General features: G+C 70.3%; 16 protein-coding genes. All 16 read right to left on the minus strand.

Annotation, left to right across the window (positions count from 1 at the left end; translation table 11 throughout):
* The 16 genes from ACIGJO_RS21180 to ACIGJO_RS21255 all read right to left on the minus strand — a co-directional run bounded on the left by ACIGJO_RS21180 (nucleotide 1) and on the right by ACIGJO_RS21255 (nucleotide 20,030).
* Nucleotides 1-1,218: an AAA family ATPase gene (locus ACIGJO_RS21180; RefSeq protein WP_399960204.1), complete on the minus strand. Its 1,218-nt coding sequence runs from the start codon at nucleotides 1,216-1,218 to the stop codon at nucleotides 1-3.
* Nucleotides 1,215-6,389, minus strand: coding sequence for a hypothetical protein (locus tag ACIGJO_RS21185; protein WP_399960206.1), 5,175 nt, complete (start codon nucleotides 6,387-6,389; stop codon nucleotides 1,215-1,217). Before ACIGJO_RS21185 ends, ACIGJO_RS21180 begins: the two co-directional genes overlap by 4 nt.
* Nucleotides 6,386-7,246 (minus strand): DUF4132 domain-containing protein, encoded by an 861-nt coding sequence (locus ACIGJO_RS21190; RefSeq protein ID WP_399960208.1) that lies wholly within the window; start codon nucleotides 7,244-7,246, stop codon nucleotides 6,386-6,388. The genes ACIGJO_RS21185 and ACIGJO_RS21190 overlap by 4 nt, the downstream gene beginning before the upstream one ends.
* Nucleotides 7,247-7,693: 447 nt before the next feature.
* Nucleotides 7,694-7,981: a transposase gene (locus ACIGJO_RS21195; protein WP_399960280.1), complete on the minus strand. Its 288-nt coding sequence runs from the start codon at nucleotides 7,979-7,981 to the stop codon at nucleotides 7,694-7,696.
* A 668-nt stretch (nucleotides 7,982-8,649) separates the two neighbouring features.
* Nucleotides 8,650-9,474, minus strand: a complete 825-nt coding sequence (locus tag ACIGJO_RS21200) for a hypothetical protein (protein ID WP_399960210.1) — start codon at nucleotides 9,472-9,474, stop codon at nucleotides 8,650-8,652.
* A gap of 282 nt (nucleotides 9,475-9,756) precedes the next feature.
* Nucleotides 9,757-10,098 carry a hypothetical protein gene (locus ACIGJO_RS21205; RefSeq protein ID WP_399960212.1) on the minus strand — a complete coding sequence of 114 codons (342 nt, stop codon included), beginning with the start codon at nucleotides 10,096-10,098 and terminating at the stop codon, nucleotides 9,757-9,759.
* Nucleotides 10,068-10,901, minus strand: a complete 834-nt coding sequence (locus ACIGJO_RS21210; protein ID WP_399960214.1) for an acyl-CoA dehydrogenase family protein — start codon at nucleotides 10,899-10,901, stop codon at nucleotides 10,068-10,070. Before ACIGJO_RS21210 ends, ACIGJO_RS21205 begins: the two co-directional genes overlap by 31 nt.
* A 40-nt stretch (nucleotides 10,902-10,941) precedes the next feature.
* A complete protein-coding gene (locus tag ACIGJO_RS21215) occupies nucleotides 10,942-11,415 on the minus strand; it encodes a WbqC family protein (protein WP_399960216.1) in 474 nt (157 codons plus the stop codon).
* A complete protein-coding gene (locus tag ACIGJO_RS21220) occupies nucleotides 11,412-12,521 on the minus strand; it encodes a glycosyltransferase family 2 protein (RefSeq protein WP_399960219.1) in 1,110 nt (369 codons plus the stop codon). Before ACIGJO_RS21220 ends, ACIGJO_RS21215 begins: the two co-directional genes overlap by 4 nt.
* A complete protein-coding gene (locus ACIGJO_RS21225; protein WP_399960221.1) occupies nucleotides 12,518-12,790 on the minus strand; it encodes a DegT/DnrJ/EryC1/StrS family aminotransferase in 273 nt (90 codons plus the stop codon). The genes ACIGJO_RS21220 and ACIGJO_RS21225 overlap by 4 nt, the downstream gene beginning before the upstream one ends.
* A 32-nt stretch (nucleotides 12,791-12,822) precedes the next feature.
* Nucleotides 12,823-13,044 (minus strand): DegT/DnrJ/EryC1/StrS family aminotransferase, encoded by a 222-nt coding sequence (locus ACIGJO_RS21230; protein WP_399960224.1) that lies wholly within the window; start codon nucleotides 13,042-13,044, stop codon nucleotides 12,823-12,825.
* Entirely contained in the window at nucleotides 12,995-13,477 is a 483-nt protein-coding gene (locus ACIGJO_RS21235) for a DegT/DnrJ/EryC1/StrS family aminotransferase (RefSeq protein ID WP_399960225.1), read from the minus strand. The genes ACIGJO_RS21230 and ACIGJO_RS21235 overlap by 50 nt, the downstream gene beginning before the upstream one ends.
* 74 nt (nucleotides 13,478-13,551) lie before the next feature.
* Nucleotides 13,552-14,706, minus strand: a complete 1,155-nt coding sequence (locus ACIGJO_RS21240; protein WP_399960226.1) for a glycosyltransferase family 2 protein — start codon at nucleotides 14,704-14,706, stop codon at nucleotides 13,552-13,554.
* Nucleotides 14,703-15,476 (minus strand): phytanoyl-CoA dioxygenase family protein, encoded by a 774-nt coding sequence (locus ACIGJO_RS21245; protein ID WP_399960228.1) that lies wholly within the window; start codon nucleotides 15,474-15,476, stop codon nucleotides 14,703-14,705. The genes ACIGJO_RS21240 and ACIGJO_RS21245 overlap by 4 nt, the downstream gene beginning before the upstream one ends.
* Nucleotides 15,477-15,789: 313 nt before the next feature.
* A complete protein-coding gene (locus tag ACIGJO_RS21250; protein WP_399960230.1) occupies nucleotides 15,790-17,592 on the minus strand; it encodes an ABC transporter ATP-binding protein in 1,803 nt (600 codons plus the stop codon).
* The gene (locus ACIGJO_RS21255) at nucleotides 17,589-20,030 is read right to left on the minus strand and encodes an ATP-binding cassette domain-containing protein (RefSeq protein ID WP_399960232.1); all 2,442 of its coding nucleotides are present in this window, start codon (nucleotides 20,028-20,030) and stop codon (nucleotides 17,589-17,591) included. The genes ACIGJO_RS21250 and ACIGJO_RS21255 overlap by 4 nt, the downstream gene beginning before the upstream one ends.
* Nucleotides 20,031-20,054: the final 24 nt, after the last annotated feature.

The following is a 20,054-nucleotide window of genomic DNA, read 5'->3' on the forward strand; positions in this document are numbered from 1 at the left end:
TCAGTTCTCCAGCACCGCGCGCAGGTCCCACAGGGCACGCCAGGTGGCAGACCCCTGCTCCGCGCGCCTGCGCACGGGCCCGTCCCAGTACCCCAGCAGCCGTGCCGCGTCGGCGGGGTCGTCCTTTCGGACGACGCCGAGCAGATGGCCGGGCAGGAGGGAGAGCACGTCCCGGTCGCCGGGGAAGTAGGCGGCGGACAGGCCCAGGGAGCCCGCGACGGAGACCGCCTCCGCCGTGCTCATCACCGTGGAGGGGCGCTCGACCTCCCAGCCCTCCGCGGAGCGACCCTCGCGCAGGTCCCGGAAGGCGGTGACAAGGGCTTCGAGGACCGCGTCGTCCACCTGGTAGGCGGCGCCCACGCGTTCGACGGCCGCCCGCGACTGGCGCCGGACGAGCGCGGTCTCGGCGTCCACGTCCCCGATGGGCCCCACGGTCTCGAAGTTGAAGCGCCGCTTCAGCGCGGCGGACATCTCCGAGACGCCCTTGTCCCGCAGGTTGGCGGTGGCGATGAGGGTGAACCCGGGGGCCGCGTGCACCTGGGAGCCCTCGCCGCCCGCGAGTTCGGGGACCGCGATCCGCCGCTCGGAGAGCAGTGACACGAGGGCGTCCTGGACCTCCGGCAGGCAGCGGGTGACCTCCTCGACGCGGGCGACGGCCCCCCGGGTCATGGCGGCGAGCACCGGGGAGGGCACCAGGGCCTGCTCGGTCGGGCCCTGGGCGAGCAGCAGCGCGTAGTTCCAGCCGTACTTGAGCTGGTCCTCGGTGGTGCCCGCGGTGCCCTGCACGGTGAGCGCGCTGGTCCCGCAGACGGCCGCCGACAGCAGCTCGGAGAGCATGGACTTGGCGGTACCGGGTTCGCCCACGAGGAGGAGTCCGCGCTCTCCGGCAAGGGTGACCACGCACCGTTCGACCAGGGCGCGCTCGCCGACGAACTTCTGCTCGATCACCAGGCGGCGCGGCACCCCGGTCTCGGGCCGGGCGCCCTTCGGCAGGCTCAGCGCCTCGCCCGCGCTGCCCATCACGAAGGTGACGACGGCGCGCGGGGTGAGCCGCCAGCCGGGTGGGCGGGGCCCGGAGTCGTGGACGGCGAGGAAGGCCAGCTCGGTGGCGTACCGGTCCTCGGGCGGCGTGACCTGGCGGTGCTCCCGGCCGGGCGCCTTCGCCTGGTCCGGGACGCCGCCCGCGGTGCTGTCCATGGTGGTGGTGTCGTTCGTCATCGGCGGCGGCCCTTCCGGGTTGCGCGGGTGTCCAGTTCTTCGAAGGCGGGGGCGTCGCCGCCGCCGATCCGTGCCCATGCGGCCGCGAACAGCGCGGGCACGGGGAGGTGGGGCAGGATCCGGAAGGACCCTGCCACGGGGTAAAGGTGTTCCTTCCAGGTCTCCAGCGGCAGGCCGGGGGCGCCGCGTTCGAGCCAGCCGCAGGGGAGGAACAGGGTGCGGCCCGCGCGGGAGCGCTTCGCCTCCACGACGAGGTCGGTGGCGACGAGTTCCGCCCGGGCCTTCTTGACCCGGGCCGGCTTCCACTCGGTCCAGCGGACGCAGTTGCGGTCCGTCGGGTCGGGCAGGGCGAGCAGCATCAGGTAAAGGGCGGCGGCGTCCGCGCTCAGGCAGAGGGCGTCGGCCGCCTCGGCCACCAGCTCCGGAACCGCACGCGTCGGGTCCTGGGCCGGGTGGTGCGGGGAGCCGCCGGGGGCGCCCGCCGAGAGCAATACGTCGGTCTCCTCGCCCAGCAGTGCGCGCAGGGCGAGCAGATCTCCGGTGCTGTGACGGCCGACGGTGCCCTCGACGAAGCCGAACGCCGGGTCGTCGGGTCCGGCCAGACCGGCCGGGCGTATCAGCAGCTTCTCGTTGCTGCCATGGCCGAGGGCGAGGAGCAGCGCCGTGCCGGCCCGGACGAGTCCGTCGGCGCCGGCGCCGCCGGACTCGGGGAGCCCGTGGGCGGCGCGGACCGCGGGGCCGATCGAGCCACCCGCATCGGTCCAGTCCAGACCGAGTTCCAGCACCAGATTCGGGTCGGCGAGGCGGCTGCGCAGGGCCGCGAGCCCGACGGGCAGGTGCGCCCGCAGGGGGTGCCCGTAGGGCAGTGTGTAGGCGAGGGTGCGCAGGGCGGTCAGGGCCGAGGAGACCGCACCGCGTGCACCCACCCGGCGCAGGGACGGGCGACCGGTGCCGTCCTGGACATCGGTGCCGTGGGCGAGCCAGGTCCGGGAGCCCGCGTTGAGGACGAGGTCGACGGCGCCCGGAGGGGCGCCCGACAGGTCGAGGTCCAGTTCCTCGGGAACGCGGACGAGGGAGGCCAGTCGCTCCTGCCAGACCGCGGCGGCGGCCCGGACGTCGGGACCCGTGGACCACAGGTCGGCCGGGTCCGCGGGCAGCAGTGCCCGGAGCAGGGCGTGCCGGTCGTCCCGCGGCAGGGCGTCCAGCCTGGCCTGAGCCGTCTCGAGGGCACGTGTCTTCGCCCCGAGCAGCGCGAGCGCCTCGGCGCCGGGCTCCTCGATGGCCGCCGACAGCAGGGCGGCGGACTGGAGGGGACCGATTCCGGTGGCCGTATGGAACGCCTCGGCGGCCTCCGGACGCCAGGGTGCCGGGCCCTTCTCCCCTACCAGGGCGGTGAGCCGGGTGAGCCGGTCCCGGTCGATGCCCTGCCGGTGAACGTGCTCGTGGTCCAGGGTGAAGCCGGGGACGGGGCCGAAGGCGCCGGTCGGGTCGTGGTCCAGGGCAAGCCAGCGTACCGCGTCGTTCGACGCGTTCCGGCCGCGGTCGGCCAGGACCACGACGGTGCGGGCGCCCTTGCGCAGCACCTGGCCGAGGCGGTGCACGGCTTCGGGGCGTCCCTGCGCGGGTGCCCCTCCGCCGAACGGCTCGACGAGCTCCACCTGCCGGACCGTGCCCGCCGGGTCGGCCAGCGGGCCCGCGGCGAGGGTTTCCAGCAGCACGAGGAGCCCGGTGCGGTGCTCCGGGGACGTGGTCGCCGAGGCGGCCCGATAGGCCAGTTCGGGCAGCTTGTCGAGGAGGGAGGTCCAGGTCGGCGAGTAGCCCGGAACGGTGCACTCGTCCCGCTGCCATCCGTCCGTGGGGGTGAACGGGACCTTGGACGGCGTGGGTGGACCGAACGCCGGCTCGCCGCCGAGGACATGGTTGACGGCGAGGATCTGCCGGATCACGGTCCACCGGTTCTCGCCTCCCCACCCGCCGTGCATGCGCTCGGAGCCCCAGACGGTGGAGTCCCGCAGGGTCGCGTCGTCGCCGTGCTCGGGCTCGTGATCGAAGAACATGCCCTGGACGCGCGCGGTGTTCTGGGGAGTGGCCGGCTGCACGGGCTTGGGCGGTTCCAGGTACCGGGCGACGTCGACAGCCCGGTCCACCGCGTTCTGGACGAACGCGGTGACACCCGCGAGGAGCCGTGCGTCCGACACCTCGGGCAGCACCCGGGCGACGGCCTCCTGGCTCAGCTCCCGCGACGAGGGCCCGGTGTACTCCTTGACAGCCCGGAAGGCCTCCAGGTGCCGGGCGACCGCGGCGGCGACTTCCGCAAACAGCTCCTCCGTCCGGGAGTCCGTCAGGTTCCGCAGGGCGATGGAGCCCCGCTCGTCCCTCGGGCGCATGGCGTGCCAGTAGGCGACGGGAGGCACATAGGGGGTGCCCGCCGCGTCCTTCCCGCCGGAGGAGTCGAGGGTGACGGACCACAGGCTGCCACCGGTGCCGTCCGTGTCCGCCGGGTGCGCTTCGACGGACCGGTGGTGCAGGGCCGCGACCGGCCGTGACCCGCCGGGCAGGGTGAGGGCGCCGATCGGCACCGGGGAGTCGCCGCCCGGCAGCGGGTGCGGCAGGGCAACCATGTGGCCGTCGGGGGTGCCGGCGACGATCCGGTGCCCGTCGGCGGGGGCGGCCGTGCCGGGCTCGGTCGCCGTTCGGCGGACCCAGCGGCCGAGGACCGTGCCGTCCGTGCCGAAGGGAGTGGTCTCCAGACCGGGCTGGAGGGGCAGCACCTGGCAGTGCTCGGTGAGCAGCCGGGTGCCGTCCCGCACCCCGGAGCGGATGAAGGCGGGGAGGGATGCGCGGCCGTGCGTGCCGCTGACCGGGTCGTACTCCAGCCACACCCGCTGCGTGCCCTGGTGGCCTTCCCGCCAGTGGCCGGTGCCGTCGGAGATGACGGCGCGCTGAGGCGGGAGGGAGGTGTCGCCCGCGTGCAGGGCCTTGGCGCCGGTGGCGCGGCCGCCGCCGGGCAGCGGCAGGCAGACCTCGTCCGAGGGGCCGGAGCCGCCCCAGCGGGCGTTCTGCTCGCCACCGACGGTGAACACCTCGGCGGGGCGGTGCGACCAGTAGCCGCGCTGCTTGCCGTCCTCCCACCAGATGACCAGCAACTCGCCGTCGACGTAACGGAGGGCGATCGTCCGCCAGTGGTCGACGGCGACGGGAAGCCGCAGGGTGTGCCGCAGCAGAACGCCTTCCGGACCGATGACGACGGCCCGTTCGAGGGTGTTCAGGATCAGCGCGGGCCAGGCGCCGGTGACATCGACGCTCTCCCGTCGGTGGCGTTGCTGACGCGCGGCGGTGGCAGCCTCGGCGGCCAGTTCGGCGTAGGTCTCGTCGAGCGCGGGCCAGCCCAGTTCGTCGAGGACGCCGGTACGCAGGGTGGAAGCGAGCAGCGGCACGACAGTGTGGCTCTCCAGGAGTCGCACGACCTCCGGGGCGACGTCCGCGACCACATGGCGGAACGCCGAGAGCCTGGTGAGAGCGATGTGCAGCCCGGAGAACCCGCGCGCGGCCGTGTACTCCGCGGCGCAGGCGTTCAGCCACTCCCGCAGGATGGTGGAGAGCACCGGGTGCGCCACGAGCTTCGCCATACCGGCGTCGCCCAGCCACCTACCGTGTCCGTCGCCGAGGCCGTCGACGCTCCGGCGCAGAAGGGCGCGGAAGACCGGCCGTTCGGCGATGACGGTGAGATCCCGCGCGCCGGGCGCCGTGTCTGTGAGCCATGGGCCGACCATGACACGGGGCGAGTTGGCGGTGCCCGCGCCCTGGTCGTCCGGCTCGGCGACGGGGACGCCGGAGGCCAGGCAGAGGTCGAGAAGGTCCAGATCGGCGGTGCGCTGCCAGCGGCCGTGGAACAGCTCGACGGAGCGCCCGTCGGCGCGCAGCCGGTCCGCCATCCGGCCGGCCAGGTCGAGGGTCTGCGGGCTGCGGCCCGAGGCGTCCCGGTTGCCGCGGCGGTGTGCCTCCCAGCGGCCGAGCCAGTCCGCCGGGGAGACGGACGCGGCGGAGTCGGAGGGGGCGTCGCCGGTGTCCGGGAGGGCGGTCAGCAGGTCCTCGGCGCCGGCCTCGGCCAGCAACGCGAGCCAGCCGGATTCGCCGTCCGTGTCCCGGTCGCTCTCGCTGAAGGTCTCCGGGAAGAAGCCGAGGAGCCGGGCGCGTACGGCCGCATCCCGTTGTGCGAGGGCGATGAGTGCGGAGCGGTAGGTCGTCCAGAACGAGGCGGGGGCGCGGACGACTCCCGGGGAGCCGATCAGATCGGACACCAGATCGCGTTCGGCGGCCTCGCGGTCCAGCCCGGCGGCCTTGACCAGCGCGCGCACGTCCTGCGGCAGCGCCGCGTACGGCGGCATGCCGGCCGCGCAGCGCTCGACCAGCAGACGGCGGAACTGCGCCCAGGCGTCTGCCGGTGCGAGCCGGGCCACCAGGTCCCGTACGTACTGCCGCAGCGCCTTGACGGTCAGCGCGCCGGAGAAGGCGAACTCCAGGAAGACCGCCCGCTGCCGGTCCTCGTCCACGACCAGCCCGTGCACCCGCTCGGCCTCGCGGGCCTTGCCGAAGAAGGAGGCGGCGTAGGTGGTGTTCTCGGCCTGGAGGAAGAGGCGTGCGACCTGCTCGAAGTAGGTGGGGAGGAAGTGGGGCACGGCCCGGCCGAGCCGGGTGCCGAGTGCGTCGAAGCCTTCCTTGGCCGCTCCGGCGCGGGTCCTGGCCTGCCGGCCCAGCCGCTCGATGTCTTTGACCAGCGCCAGGGCGTGGTGCCCGTTGGCCGGGTCGTTGACCAACGCCCAGGCCGGGAAGCCCAGCGTCTCGCGGCGCACCTGGCCCACGACGGGGGCCTCGGCGGTCCGGGCCAGCCCGAGGAACTCCAGGGCCAAGTCCTCGGCTTCACCGAGAGTGCCGGGCACGAGCCGGACCACGGGGCGGTCACCGAGGGCGGTGTGCGTGTAGGTACGGGCGGTCAGCGTGTCGGCGTCGTCCCGGTCGGTGGTGCCGGCCGGGAGGATCGTGCCCGCGTCCAGCAGGGCCGCCGCGCGGGCCTCGTCGGCGCGGGTGGAGGTGCTCTCGCCCCGGGCGGTGAGGGAAGCCGCGCCCTCTGCCGTCGTGTTCGCGTTGGTGTTCGTCGTCGTGGTGCTCATGCCGCCCGCTCCTCGTCCTCCACGTCGCGGCCGGCGTAGAGCGCCGCCGCCATGCGCATGCCCTCGGACCACGCCACAGGGCCGATCTCGGCGGCCGTCAGCGCGCGCCCCGCAGGTTCGGTCCAGCCCAAGGAGCCCGTCTCCGTGCCGTACTCGTCGTATCCGTCGTGCTCGCCGATCCAGACGCGGGCCTCGGCGGTGACGCCGTCCTCGACGACCGGGCAGACCGCGTATCCGCCGCGCGACCGGTACCCGAGCTGAGTGACGCGGCCGTGCAGGAAACGCACCTCCTTGAACACACCGCCGGCGTAGGTGTCCACGGAGGTGGTGTCCGGGACGAGGCCCGGCGGGCGGCGCCACACCTCGCGGAACAACTGCTCCACGTTCTGGCGCACCCCCAGTTCGACCGCGAACTCCCGCAGCTCGTCGAGGTCGTCGAGGAGGACGGGGTGGGGCACGCTGACGACGTCCGGGGTGAGGCGGACCGTGTCGCCGTCCAGGTCGACGAGTCCGAGACCCCGGTCGGGGTCGACATCGCGCAGGAATCCGGCGACCCCACCGTCCACTCCGGTGACCACCACGTCCCGCAGGGCCGCCTGCCACGCCGGGTCGGGCCAGACCTGCGCGAGCACGGCCGTGGGGACGGGCAGCGAGCGCACCATCCACTGCTCGACGTCGGTCAGGCACTGGCGTTCGTGCCGCTCCAGCCACTCGGTCAACTGCCGGAGCCCGACGACCGCCGGGTCATCCTTCAAGCCGGCCGGTACGGACTTCAGCCGTCGGCCCTTCCCGTTGCGGCAGACCACCTTGCCCGCCTCCAGAGCGACTTCGTAGTCGCCCGCAGGAACCCACCCCATGCGCTGTTCTCCCGTTGTTCCGGACGGCCGCGCAACCGGCGGCACGCTGATGAAACCCGTCGACGGCAACGCACCGTGACGAGTGGAAGAGACTCTAGGCGCCCCCACTGACAACGAGGCCTGGCCCTCCGCTTCGCGGTACGGGCCCGCACCCCGCGAGGACCACCCGGCCGTGCCCACCGGCCCGACCGGGCCCGCGACGCCACGGAACCGGCCGGCGCAACCGACGGAACGTCAGGAGTGGGAAGGTCGCGCCGGCGAGCGGGGTCCCGCGCGGCATCGGGCGGGCCGTCATGGCGGTCTGTGCCGAGGCGGGCGAGCGGGTGGCCACGCATGACGCGACACCTCGTGCCTGGCGATTCCCCGGCACACCTGTGCAGGGGAATCCCGCCGTGCGGCCTGGTGCCTGCCGGCACGACCTTGCGCGGCATCTGTCGTCGGGCTCGTTCAAACGCCCACGTCCCGTCGGCCCACCGGTCGCGATCCCGGAAGATGCCCCCGAGTCGGCGTTCGACGGCATCCCTCGGCCGGACGGACCCGACCGCGAAGCCGGTTGTGGAACTCCTTGGCCGGGCCGCTCCTGCGCCACCTCCGGAGGAAGGCGTACACGCGGTCCCAGGCAGGGAAGCCGCACAGCATCGCGCGCCACTCGATCCCCTTGTCGGAGACGTACCGGATCGCGTCGAGCGTCTGCCGGTGGCAGCAGCTCCACGGCTGCCCGCCCCGACCCTCCAGCTACGCCGGAACCGGCACCGCCTCCCGTACCACCGCCCACTCCGCGTCCGTCATGTCCGACGGATACCGCCACACCCTCCGGCCGGCCGGCCGCGTTCCCGAACCGATGAGCGAGGCAATCGCACACCGACGGCGCCGAGTTGAAACCCGAGGACGAAACCGCGTAAACCCGCATTAACAGGGCCTCCGGTCTCACGAGGCGGTATCGCAACCCTCGTGCCGCACCAGAGGCCCTGCCTTCGGGCACCCACCCGTGAAGATCTCGCGACCAGGCACCCCGTCCGATCAGAAACGACCTCATGATCGACAGGAATACGGCTTCTCACATCACGGTCAAGCCATCGCGTACGGACCGAACAACGCCTGGCTCCCACCCATCGAGGCACCAACCAACTGAGATGACTTCCAGGCCGCGCGTTCTCCGCCCGCAGCCGGGCCAACTCGGCCTCGGTGTCCCGTGACCCGCCGATGGATTACGGGACACCCTCTACCGGACGACTGTCGCCATCACGCACCCAGGCCCCCAGCGCCTCGGGGCTGATGACCAACAACCTTGACCGGCCGTCATCCGCCCGCGACGAGCTCCGGCATCCCGAACCACCCCCCGCACACCAGCCCCCTTGAGCCGCAAACTTCACGATGCACACGAATCAGTCGGAGCTTTCTCTTCAGAAGGGGTTCGTGCGAGCATCGCCGCGCCCGGATCCAGAATCAAGAAGGCGCCCACCATTTCCCCCTGCAAGATACACGTCATACCAGGTCGGCGCAGATCCGTTCGGGAACGAATGCAACCTTTCGACAATTCCGGCGTGGACACAGCCGGCGGTAATTGTTTCATTTTCGACGTAAAAACTGCAATTAGTTTTCGAATCCCCTCCGCCATCCTCATCAATCGCAAGCGATGCCTGCTCCACCCCCGAGATCCCTTCCAGCAGATTCCGACTGGAACGAAGGTCGACATAGGTGCGGTCTCGGTATATCCATTCATCGGGGCGAACAATCGGGGAAATATTGCAAATATCAACGATCTCGGAAAATTCGATATCCCGGGTAGTGGCTTCGGCGCAAATCCCCTCCACCCTCCGGAGAACAAGTTCCACGTCAGCCCTGTTCAGGTACACATCGTCGACTTCAATTGCCAATTGGACCACCGAGCTCGCGGACAGAACATCGAACCTCATCGGGGGGGCAGTCCATCGAGAGCGAGAACTCAACCATTTGACCTGCCCCAGAGACTCGGTTTCCGCCGCCGGAAAGTCACTGGTAATGTTGATGTAATTGAACATGCAGGAATCGCGCGTCACGTGCATTCCGCGCTCGCTGCGAACCTCACGGATCAACTCATCCTCCATGCCGGGGTCGCACCTCCCATGCCGGTACGCCCGCAGCGCCGCGCCGCCGACTCGTTTTGCCAGCGTGTCGAATGTCGCCCCGCTGCAGTCGACCAGCGCGATTGCCGTGCGAGTCGGTTCGCAATGCGGCCGTTCCCGCATCCGAGGTCGATGATCCGCATTCGCCTGCCGATCCCCAATAGGCTCCTAATGACCGGAATTTCCTGCTCCGTCAGTTCACCACCGACCTGGTATTCATGGAAATGCAGGTAATCCGCTCCGAAAAAATCTTGCGAGTCGAACAGGTGCGGCCCCTCTGGCTGGCTGGTCGCGGTCGGTCGGAGACCGGAATGGCTATCTGGATGCCGACTGGATCTCAAAGGTCACCTGAGGCCGGCCGACCCCTGCGAGCCGATATGAAGCACATTCCGGGCATGATGGAGATCACAGAAGCGTTACGGAAGGATCTGCCAGTGACAGAAGGCCATTGGCCTTGAGGAGACGGTCATTGGAGTAATTCAGTGATGCAGATCCCAGGTCCCGCAGTGTACGTTCCAACGAAGTATTCGAATTCCTCAAATACCCCTGCCCCAACCCTGCGAGCTGAACGCACCGATCTGCGGCGTCGAAGGTGAGCTCAGCTGCCATGACCTTCAGGGTGTTCAAGTGCACCTGTACGCGCGGCGCTTCCATGTCGCCGTCGCTTTCCCTCAGAGATGTCACCTCATCCGCCGCTCCGCGCAGATAGGAACCGGTCAGCTCCAAGCCGTGGCGAATGCGGGCCACCCGCTCGTGCAGCAGATCGGACGAGAGGTCCAGGCTCCTCGGGGGCGAGGCGAACGAAGCAGAGCGATGAGTTCACGCAGAGACTGCTGCGCCGCGCCCAGCCAGCAGGCGGACCAGCCGATGTGAGCCAGTGGCATGAAGCTGTGCAGGGCGACAGCCCGGAACTCTCCTTCGGTTCCCACGATCTGCTCGGGTGGAACGACCGCCTCCAGCTTCAGTCCGACGCTGTGCGTGCCTCGCATGCCCATGGGATCCCAGTCACCATGGAATTCGAGATCGGCTTGACGGCGATCGACGTAGACGAGTGACACCGCGTGGGCGGGCGCCTCCGGACCCGACCTCATGGTGACCAGATATCCATCCGCATGAGCCCCTCCGGTAACGACGGGAGCCACACGTGAGACTCGAAGTCCGCCATCGACCGACCTCGACGGAGCGGCGCTGGTCAACAGGTGGCCGCCCTTGTCCTCCTCCGAAGTGATGGAGGCCAGGTACAGGCTGCCGTCCGCGATCCGCGGCAGCAAACGTTCCTTCAGCTCATGGCGCGCAAATCTGACCAGGGCATCCGCCTGCTGGCAGTGCATCACGAAGATCATCGCGGTCGACAGGCATCCCCCGGCGAGGACCTGCGAGAACTCGGCCAGGTCCTGCGGAGTCCCGTTCAGTCCGCCGTACTCACTGGGCACCATCAGCCCCATGAGCCCTGATTCCCTGAGCGCGCGAAGGCTCGCGGTCGGGAACTCCGCCCGGACATCGACCTCGTGGGCATGCTCACGCAGGGTGGGAACCAGATCTCCCGCCACATCCCGCGGGCGTGAATCACCCTCACCGCGCCGTGCGGGATCAGCACATCTGGGCCAGCAGTTCGGTCTTGCGCCCGGTCAACTGCATCGGGCTGGACAGCAGGAGCGGCGTCTCGATGGCAAAGCACGCCGCGAGATACCGGATGATCGCCAGGTTGACGTCGACCAGGCGATCCCAGGTCTGCTGGTACAACGCCTCGAAGAACGGGCCATGGCGGGCGAAGTGCGGTGCGGATCCGTAGCAGCCGAGCATCGACTGCCAGTGCTTGTCCCGCCATCGTCCTCGGGGCTCAGCCACCTCGACCTGTGAACACGCCTGATGGAAGCGGCCCTTGGTGCGGACCGGTACCGACAGGAGCACCACTCCGTAGGGGCCTGCGATGCGGTTGCGGCTCTGCCAGCTCTTCTTCTCGAACTGAACGTGCTCGACGACGAGGAACTCATCCGCTTCGAGCATCCGCGCGAAGAACCCTGTGTAGGGCAGACAGTCCGGCTGATGGCCCGTGATCCTCATACCGGGACCCGCTGTGGCGGGGCCGCCGCTGACCACCATGGGTCCGCTGCCGCCACATGCTCCTCGTACGCACCGATGGTCAAGCCGATCTGGTCGAGATAATGCGGCAGCAGGAGCACCTCGGGGGCCGGATGCTTGGCAAGCATGTGAACCAGGCCGGTGGACTTGGCGGTTGCCGCGCCGCGCGCGCCACCGTGGAAGAGGTCCAGCGTCACCGCTCCCGGCACAAAACCGAACCGTGTGCCCGCCCGGTGCAGCCGCAGTCCGAGATCCAGGTCGGCGTACCATCCGCGGTGTTCGTCGAGTCCGTCGTCCAGCCCACCGAGCTCGTCCCACAGCGCCCGGGGCAACGAGTGATTGCCCACCCGCATCACGAGCCAGCCACAGCGCCGGTCGTGCGCGCCGGCCGAGAGGACCGCGTCGATATCGGCGTACTCAGGGGTACGGGCGGCCAGATACTCCAGTTTGGTGAAGTTGCCACGCGCGTCGTCGAGAGTGATGGGCTTACGGTCCGGATTGAGGTGTCGTACACCCTGGGGCAGCCACCCCAGTCCTTCCCTCCGTCCGAGCGCGGCCAGATGCGCGGGGTCGACCGAGGGCTGCGTCGGGTCCCGGAACAGGACGCTGTGGAACAGTTGCAGCTGCCGCCCGCAGCCCACCCACGGTGCCTCTCCCGGTGCGTCCGTGTGACCTCGGTAGGCATCGACATGACTCCGAAGCGTCCCGGGGGCGAAGATCGCGTGATCCAAGCCCAGGAATACCAGCTCGCCCCGCGCCTGACTCACCCCGTGGTTGAAAGCGTGGCAGAAGCCGGCATGCGGCCTGCGAATCACACGCAGAGGCAGGTCGAGGTCCCATCCGGCCACCTCCGCGGCCAGATCGTACTCACTGCCGTCATCGACGAGCACCACCTCGAACCGGTCCCGGCCGATGGTCTGCCGCTCCAACGAGACCAGGGAGAGCTGGAGTCTGCGCAGCCCCGGGTCCCCCTCGTGACCGGACGTCTCGAGCCCTGTCCACGAACGGAGGGTTCCGTGGTAGGTGCCATCGCCGCGCCGGGTCCGGTAGGCCGGGATGACGACGCTGATCTGCGGCTCGCCACTCACGCGGTCGCCTCCAGCGCTTCGGCCAGGCGCTCGACCACGTAGTCGGTATCGTCGTCGGTCAGCTGCGGATACATCGGCAGCGACAGCATCTCCTTCGCCAGCCGCTCGCTGACGGGGAGCTGGCCGGCGAGATCCAGATGAGCGAAGGCCGGGGTGAGGTGAATGGGCAGGGGGTAGTGGATTCCGGCGCCCACACCCGCTTCGCGCAACTGCCGTAGCACCCGCTCCCGCCGGCCGGCCGCCACCCCGGTCACAAAGACATGGTGCACGTGGCCGGGGTGAGCGGAATCGGGCAGGGTGATCAGATCGTCGAGACCACGTGCGGCTCCGCGTAGGTCACCGCATGGCGCTGCCGCATGGTGTTCCAGGCGTCCAGGTGAGGCAACTTCACGCTGAGGACCGCTGCCTGAATCGCATCCATCCGACTGTTCTGGGCCACCATCTGGTGCTCATCGGCCGACACGCCGCCATGATCACGCAACTTCCGTGCCAGATCGGCGAGTTCTGGATCGCTGGTGACCACGGCACCGGCATCTCCGAATGCACCCAGATTCTTGGTCGGGTAGAAGCTGAAGCACCCGAGGGGCCCCGATGCTTCCCGCCCTGCGGCCGTCGTGCTGGGCACCGTGGCCCTGGGCGGCGTCCTCGATAGCGGTGAATCCGTGCTGTTCGGCGAGCGCGAGGAGAGGGGTGAGGTCCACGGGGCGCCCGTACAGATAAACCGGGATGACCGCGGCGGTACGCTCGGTGACGGCCCCGGCAACGAGCTCGTGATCGATGTTGAAGGTGATGGGGTCGACATCGACCAGCACGGGAGTCGCGCCGGCGAGCACAATGGCCTCTGCCGTGGCGATGAACGAATTGGCCGCGGTGATCACTTCGTCACCAGGACCTACTCCGGCCGCCTTCAGGGCGACGACCAGAGCATCGGTGCCATTGCCCACGCCGGATGACATGGCGGGCCCCGAGAAAGCGGGCGAACTCTTCCTCGAACCGGTCGCAGTGCTCCCTCAGGATGAACGAGGTCGTGTCAAGGATGCGGCCGATGCGTTCCTAGGTCTCGGCGCGGACTGTGGGCATCTGCGCGGACAGATCGATGAACGGGACAGATTTGCGCACGGGCATGGGGCGGTGCTCCTTGATAGGGGTACGGGAGGTCAGGACGCGGAACGGGCCGGCCGCGGCGCCATGGGCGGAGCCCACCAGCGCTCGGCGGACCGCAGCAGACGCGCGTACTCGGCGATGCCCAGGTTGCGCTGGAAGTAGAGGGGGACAGCGTGACGTCCATCCGAGGGTGTTTGGACAGCACGTAGGCCATCCCCGAGACGACGCCGAGCATTCCCCCGGCGCCGCGCGGGTGTGTGAGGTTCGTCGATACCGCGGCCGGCGCGTAACCGAACCGCAGGCCGGCGTCCGCCAGCCGGATGCCGAGTTCCAGGTCCAGATACCAGCCGCCGTGCTCATCCGGCGTCTCGTCGAAACCGCCGATCTCCCGCAGGACCGTGACCGGCAGGGAGTGGTTCCCGACCCGCATGGCCAGCCAGCCCCCCGGAAGGCTGTGGCAGCGCCCCGAGGCGACGGTCCTCTCGATGTCGTCGAACTGAGGGGTGGTGCCCGCCAATGCCATGAGCTTGTCCCATGCGTGCATGACGTCATCGGCGGTCACGGGCTTGTCCGCGAGCCCCAGGCAGGCCACGGCCCCGGGCAGCCAGCCCGTCTCGCCCCGGGCAGCGGCGCGGTCCAGGGCCTTGGGTGCTGGTTCGGCGATGGTGACATCGTGGAACAGCTCGGTGTGGAAGAGGAAAGTGCAGTGACCGAACACCACGGAGGGTTCCGCTCGCGCATGCCCCTCCAGATGGCGGGCCAGCATTTCCGGAGCGGCGAGTTCATCGTCGGTGCCGAGCAGGATCAGGGGCGCCCTGGCCTCGGCGAGTCCCGCGTTGTATCCCGCCCCGAGCCCGGTCTCCTCGCGCCGCACCACCCGCACCCGGTCGGCCAGCCCCCATCCGGACACCAGCGAGGCGATCGGCGGCTCGCTCGCGTTGTCCACCACGATGACCTCGTAGTCCCCGGGGTCCAGGGTCTGCCGGGTCAGTGAGATCAGCGTCAGCCGGAGGCGTGAGGTGCCGTGCCGCGCTTCGGTGCAGTGCGCCGGAAGTACGACGCTGATCCGCGGCTGGGTCATCGGCCGGCCTCCGGCCGGGCTCCGGAACGTACCTGACGGGCTCTCAGACGGACGGCAGGATCGGGATTGCGGGCCTCGATGGTGGTGAGGAAGTCACGGGCGTGCTCGTCGCCGGCCGCCGCCCGGGTGAGGGCCTCCTCGTCGCGCTTGCGGTAGTAGGAACGGTCGTACGGCACCGTTCGAAGCCCCCACTTGCGCCAGCAGTACTGGAACTCCTCGCTCTGCCAGTCCGCGTAGATCTGCTCCCAGTCGAGCTCACCGCCACTGGGCTTGAGCATGTGCGGCGTAACGGGGTCGACCGCCCGCTGGTAGCAGAAGTCGGCGGAGATCCGCAGCCTGTCACCGCTCCGGTTGGGAAGCGCACCGTGCACGGTCAGGCTGTGGAACATCAGCACGTCCCCCATCCGGAAGTCGGCTGCCAACCAGGTCGGCGCGGGTGCGTTGCCCTCCGGCACTCCCAGCCCACCGACACCGGGCACGAAGCCGTGCTCCAGGACGCCTTGGCGGTGCGATCCCGGCCAGACCGCCACACCGCCCAGCTCCCTGGGCACGTCACCAAGTGGTACCCATGCCGTGAACGCCTCCTGGGCTCCCTGCTCGTGCGGGAAGTCCTGGTGCGGCGGGGTGGCACCGACCTCCGCCTTCTGGGGGAAGATCAGCCGGGCCGGCTTGGCCGGGCGAGGCAGGATCCGGTCGTCCTCCAGGAGCGCCTCCGCGGCCTCCATGAGTGCCGGGGCGTGGGCCAGCGCCTCGTACTCCTCCAGGCTCACCACCCGGCGGTAAGCGGGGGTCCGGGGGCTCGCACGCCGCTTCCGGGCGTACGGCGTCCTGAGGGGCGTCAGCGTCCCGGAGCCAGCCCTCCCGGGCGCACACCTCCAGAACGCGGTCACGCACGGCGGCCACTTGTTCGCGGGGCAACAGGCCCCGCAACAGGAGATATCCCTCCTCCCGCATCCGGGCACGCAGCTGTTCCGCTTCGGCGGTGCTCCACCGGGACTCCCGCAACTCCCCGTTGACAGTCCGGATCATGTCATCCTCCTTTGCTTTCCAGGTAGTTGTTCTCGATCAGATGGCCGGCAGGGTTCAGTCACCCGACCTGCCGTAGCCGTCGGCCTGCAGGCGGAAGAGTTCTGCGTAGGTCCCGCCGAGGTGCATCAGTTCGTCGTGACTGCCGCTCTCCGTGATGCGTCCGCCGTCCAGCACGACGATGCGGTCGGCCATCCGGACCGTGGAGAAGCGGTGCGAAACGAGCAGGGTCACCGTCCCGTTGAGGGCTCCCTCCCGGCTCGCACGGGTGTAGCGCTCGAAGATCGCGTGTTCGGTCACGGCGTCGATGCTGGCGCTGGGTTCGTCCAGTACGAGCAGGAGAGGGCTGGTGCGCATCGAGGCGCGAGCCAGTGCGAGCCGCTGCCACTGTCCGCCCGAGAGGCCCACGCCTCCGTCCCAGTGGGGGCCGAGCTGGGTATCCAGGCCCTGCGGCAGGCCGTCCAGCACGTCGGTGATGTCCGCCCGGAGCGCGGCCGCACGGACCCGTGACTCCTTTTCCACGTCGGCCAGTTGTCCTATGCCGATGGCCTCCCGGGCAAGGAGTTCGAAGCGTACGTAGTCCTGGAAGCAGGCCGACATGGCGCCGCGCCATTCATCAGCGGGCAGTTCCCGGATTTCCCGGCCATCGACGGTGATCTCGCCGCGGTCGGGTTCGTGCAGGCGGCAGAGCAGTTTGACGAGGGTGGTCTTGCCCGCTCCGGTCCCGCCCACGACCGCGACGGTGCTGCCCGGCTCCAGGCAGAGGTCGATCTCCCGCAGTACGTCGCGCTCCGCTCCTGGGTAGCGGAAACTCACTCCACGCAGCTCGATGCCGCGTGCCAGACGCGCGGGGACCTGCCCTGTCGCCGGCGGAGCGGGCGTCCCGGCGGCTTGATCGATGCCGTCCACCAGGCGAAGCAGGCGCCGCCCGTCGATCAGCGCACGCCGCGCACCGGCCACGGCCGTGGTGATGTCGTCCACCTGCTCGATGAGTCGCACCGCCAGACCCAGGATGATCAGTGCGGCGCCGATGCTGGCCCGGCCGTGTACGGCCTCCCGGACGAGCAGGACGAGTGCGGCCAGCAGACCGGTCGAGAACACCAGCCATCCGGCCGCGGTGATCCCCGCGGCCCGCCGCTCGGCGCGCCCCCGGACCGCGGCGATGTACGCGGAGCTCTCACGGAACCGCTCGCGCAGCAGCGGTCCGCTGCCGGAAAGCCGGATCTCGGCCGTCGCCTGCGGCCGGGTGGCCAGTTCGAAGATGCGGTCGGTGTGCCGCAGGGACTCGGCCAGCTGCTCCTCGGCGCGCATCCGCACGGACTCCGCGCGTCCGGTGGCAGCGACGGCGGGTATCGCCACGATCATCAGCAGGGCCAGCGCCGCATGCACGGTGACCAGGGCGGCCACGGTGATCGCCACCATGATCAGAACCTGCACCAGGGCGACCAGCCGGACCACCAACGCGCCCAGCGAGGACGACTGGTCCCTGGCCCTTTCGACCTGGTCCAGGTAGGCGGGGAGTTCCAGGTGACCGGTGGTCACCGGCTCGCTCACGGCTCTGACGACCCGGCGTTCAAGGAGGAAGTCGGTCTTCTCCCTGAGGGTCAGTTCCCATTTTCCCGCCGGGTGGTTGAGCGCCGAGCTCCCCGCGTCGCACACCGCGAACATGACGGCATAGCCGAGCGATGCCGTGGTGCTCCCGCTCAGGGCCGCGTCGACGAGGAGCCCGAGAGCGACGGCGTCGAGCGGGGCCAGGACGCCCGCGGCGATCCTCAGGGCGATGACCCCGGCCGTGAGCCGTGGGTCGGCGCGCAGGGAGTCGGACAGGACCAGCCGGATCAACCGGAGGTTCTCGGTCATGGTGTCCTCACGTCCGCGAGATCCGCTCCTGCGGCATCAACGTCTCCGGCGTCCGGGTCGGGGACATCAGGATCTGGCGCGTCCGGGTCGGGGGCGTCCGGGCGCGCTGCGGCGGGATCCATGGCCTCATCGGTGAAGTGCGCGGCCTGGAGACGGAACATCTGTGCGTACCGGCCGTTCAACCGCATCAGCTCGTCGTGGGTTCCCTCTTCGGTGACGGAGCCGCGATCCAGGACGACGATGCGGTCGGCGCGCCGGACGTTGGCGAAGCGATGGGAGACCAGCACCGTGGTCAAACCGGTGTCCGCGCCGATGATCCTGTCGAAGAGCTCCGCCTCGGCGCGTACGTCCAGACTCGCTGTCGGCTCGTCGAGCACCAGCAGGTGGGCGCCCGTCGCGATGCCGGCCAGTGCACGGGCCACCGCGATGGACTGCCACTGCCCGCCCGAGAGTTCGGTGCCTCCCGTGAAGTCGCGGGACAGGACGGTGTCCAGTCCTCGGGGCAGTCGCCCGATCAGCTCCGCCGCCCCTGCCTGCCCGGCCGCGCGCAGTACCGCCGCGTCATCGACCGGACCGGCCCCTCCGACGGCGATGTTGTCGCGGACCGAGAAGGGGTAGCGCACCTGGTCCTGGAAGACTGCGGCGACCCCGGTCTGCCACTCACCGGACGCGAGGTCCACGAGATCCGTGCCATCCGCTGTCACCCGGCCACCGGTGGGCCGGACAAGACCGCACAGCAGGTTGATCAGAGTGCTCTTGCCCGCACCGTTGGCCCCGACCACTGCCAGGGTTCCGCCCGCCGGGACGGTCAGGTCGATGCCATGGAGAACCTCGTCGGCTGCCGCCGGATAGCGGTAGGTCACGTTCTCGAACCGGATGACGGGCCGGTGCGCGGATGTGGGTGGCCCGGCTCGGTGCGACGCGTGCACTACGGGCTCGGGCAGTCGCGCGGCCGCGGAGACGGCGCTGCCCCCGATGGCGAGCCGGGAAAGATCGTTGAAGCTCGGTACGATCCGCCAGATCTGACCGGCCGTCTGGACGTACAGCACCGCGGCGGTGAGCCCGAGCGTCCCGTGCGACAGCTCGCGGCCCATGGAGCCGTAGACCACGGCGTAACCGAGCGCCACCAGCGCCACACGGGGAAGGAAACGTCGCAGGTCGGTGCCGCGGCCGCGCCATACCGGGCTCATGGCCCGCCGGAAGTGCCTGGCGAACCGGTCGCCGACGAAGCCCGCGAGGCCGAAGATCCTGATCTCCTTGCCCGCCGCCGGGTCGAAGGCAAGGTCGCGGTAGTACATGGCCCGTTCCTGCTCCTCGGTGCGGGCCGCCCAGCCCTTCGCGACCTTGGCGTGTTCCTGGCGGAAGTAGCGGTCCCAGGGGAGGAAGGTGCCCAGCAGCACCAGCGGCGCCCACCACTGGAAGGTGGCCAGGACACCGGCCGCCGCCAGTCCGTGCAGGCGTCCCGCGACCAGCCCGGACAGTCCACCCACCGCAGCGGACGGTCCGAACGCGGCGGTCCTGATGTCCCGCGACCGCGCCACCGCCTCCCGCAGGCCTTGCCCGCCGCGCTCCTCGCTGTCCGCCGCCGCCATGACCCGCATCCGGGTGCGTTCCTCCAGCCGGGTACCGATGGCACGGCACAGCGACCTCTGGAGCGGAACGGCGGCCTGCGCGGCGAAGAACACCACGGTCAGCACGGCGAGCACCAGCACGAGGCGGGTGTGGGCCCCGGTGCCCGCACCCTGGCCCACGGCGTCGGGGAGCGAGCCGATCGCGATGCTGGTGAGCCCCATCTGGACCAGGGGCAGCAGACCGGTCAACAGCGTGACGGCCAGGAGCCCGGCCGAGAGGCCCCGGCCGGCCCGGGGCAGGGCGGCGGCCAGGTCACGGACGGTACCCGCAGCCCGCAGAACACCGTCCGCCCGTGGCCGTCGCCATCGTCCGTGCGGCCGTTCATCGCGCCCGGCTTGATCGTCGGCGCTCATTGTCGTGCTTTCCTTTCCCGCGGGGTCTCTCGGTGCTGTGATGCTGGGCGGCCCGCCCTCAGATCGGGGCCTGGGTGCGCGGGGCGTGTGCGGCCCGTTCGGTGTCGGACAGCCGGGCCAGGAAAACCCCAACTCACGGAGAATCTCCGCGAGTTCACGGATCAGCCCCTCGTTGCGCAGCTGGTTGGCGTGATGGACGTTGGCGAACAGTTCCTCGTACAGAAAGGAGGGTGTCGGCTTCAGCATGTCCGGGTGCAGCTGGTACCGCAGGAAGTTACGGGCCAGCAGGGGCAGCAGCCGGTGGCGGAAGGACTGGTCCACCACGTACGCCCAGTCCGGCTGGGCCTCCTGGCCGGCGAGTGATTCCCGGATTGCTGTGACCTCGTCGGCGTTCAGATCCGGCCGCGCCGCCGAGAGGATCAGTGCGTTCCCGGCCGTACGGTCGCGGGTCACGCGGCACCCCCCGGTGCGCGCGGG

The sequence above is a fragment of the Streptomyces sp. NPDC079020 genome, assembly GCF_044542225.1.
Lineage (GTDB): Bacteria > Actinomycetota > Actinomycetes > Streptomycetales > Streptomycetaceae > Streptomyces.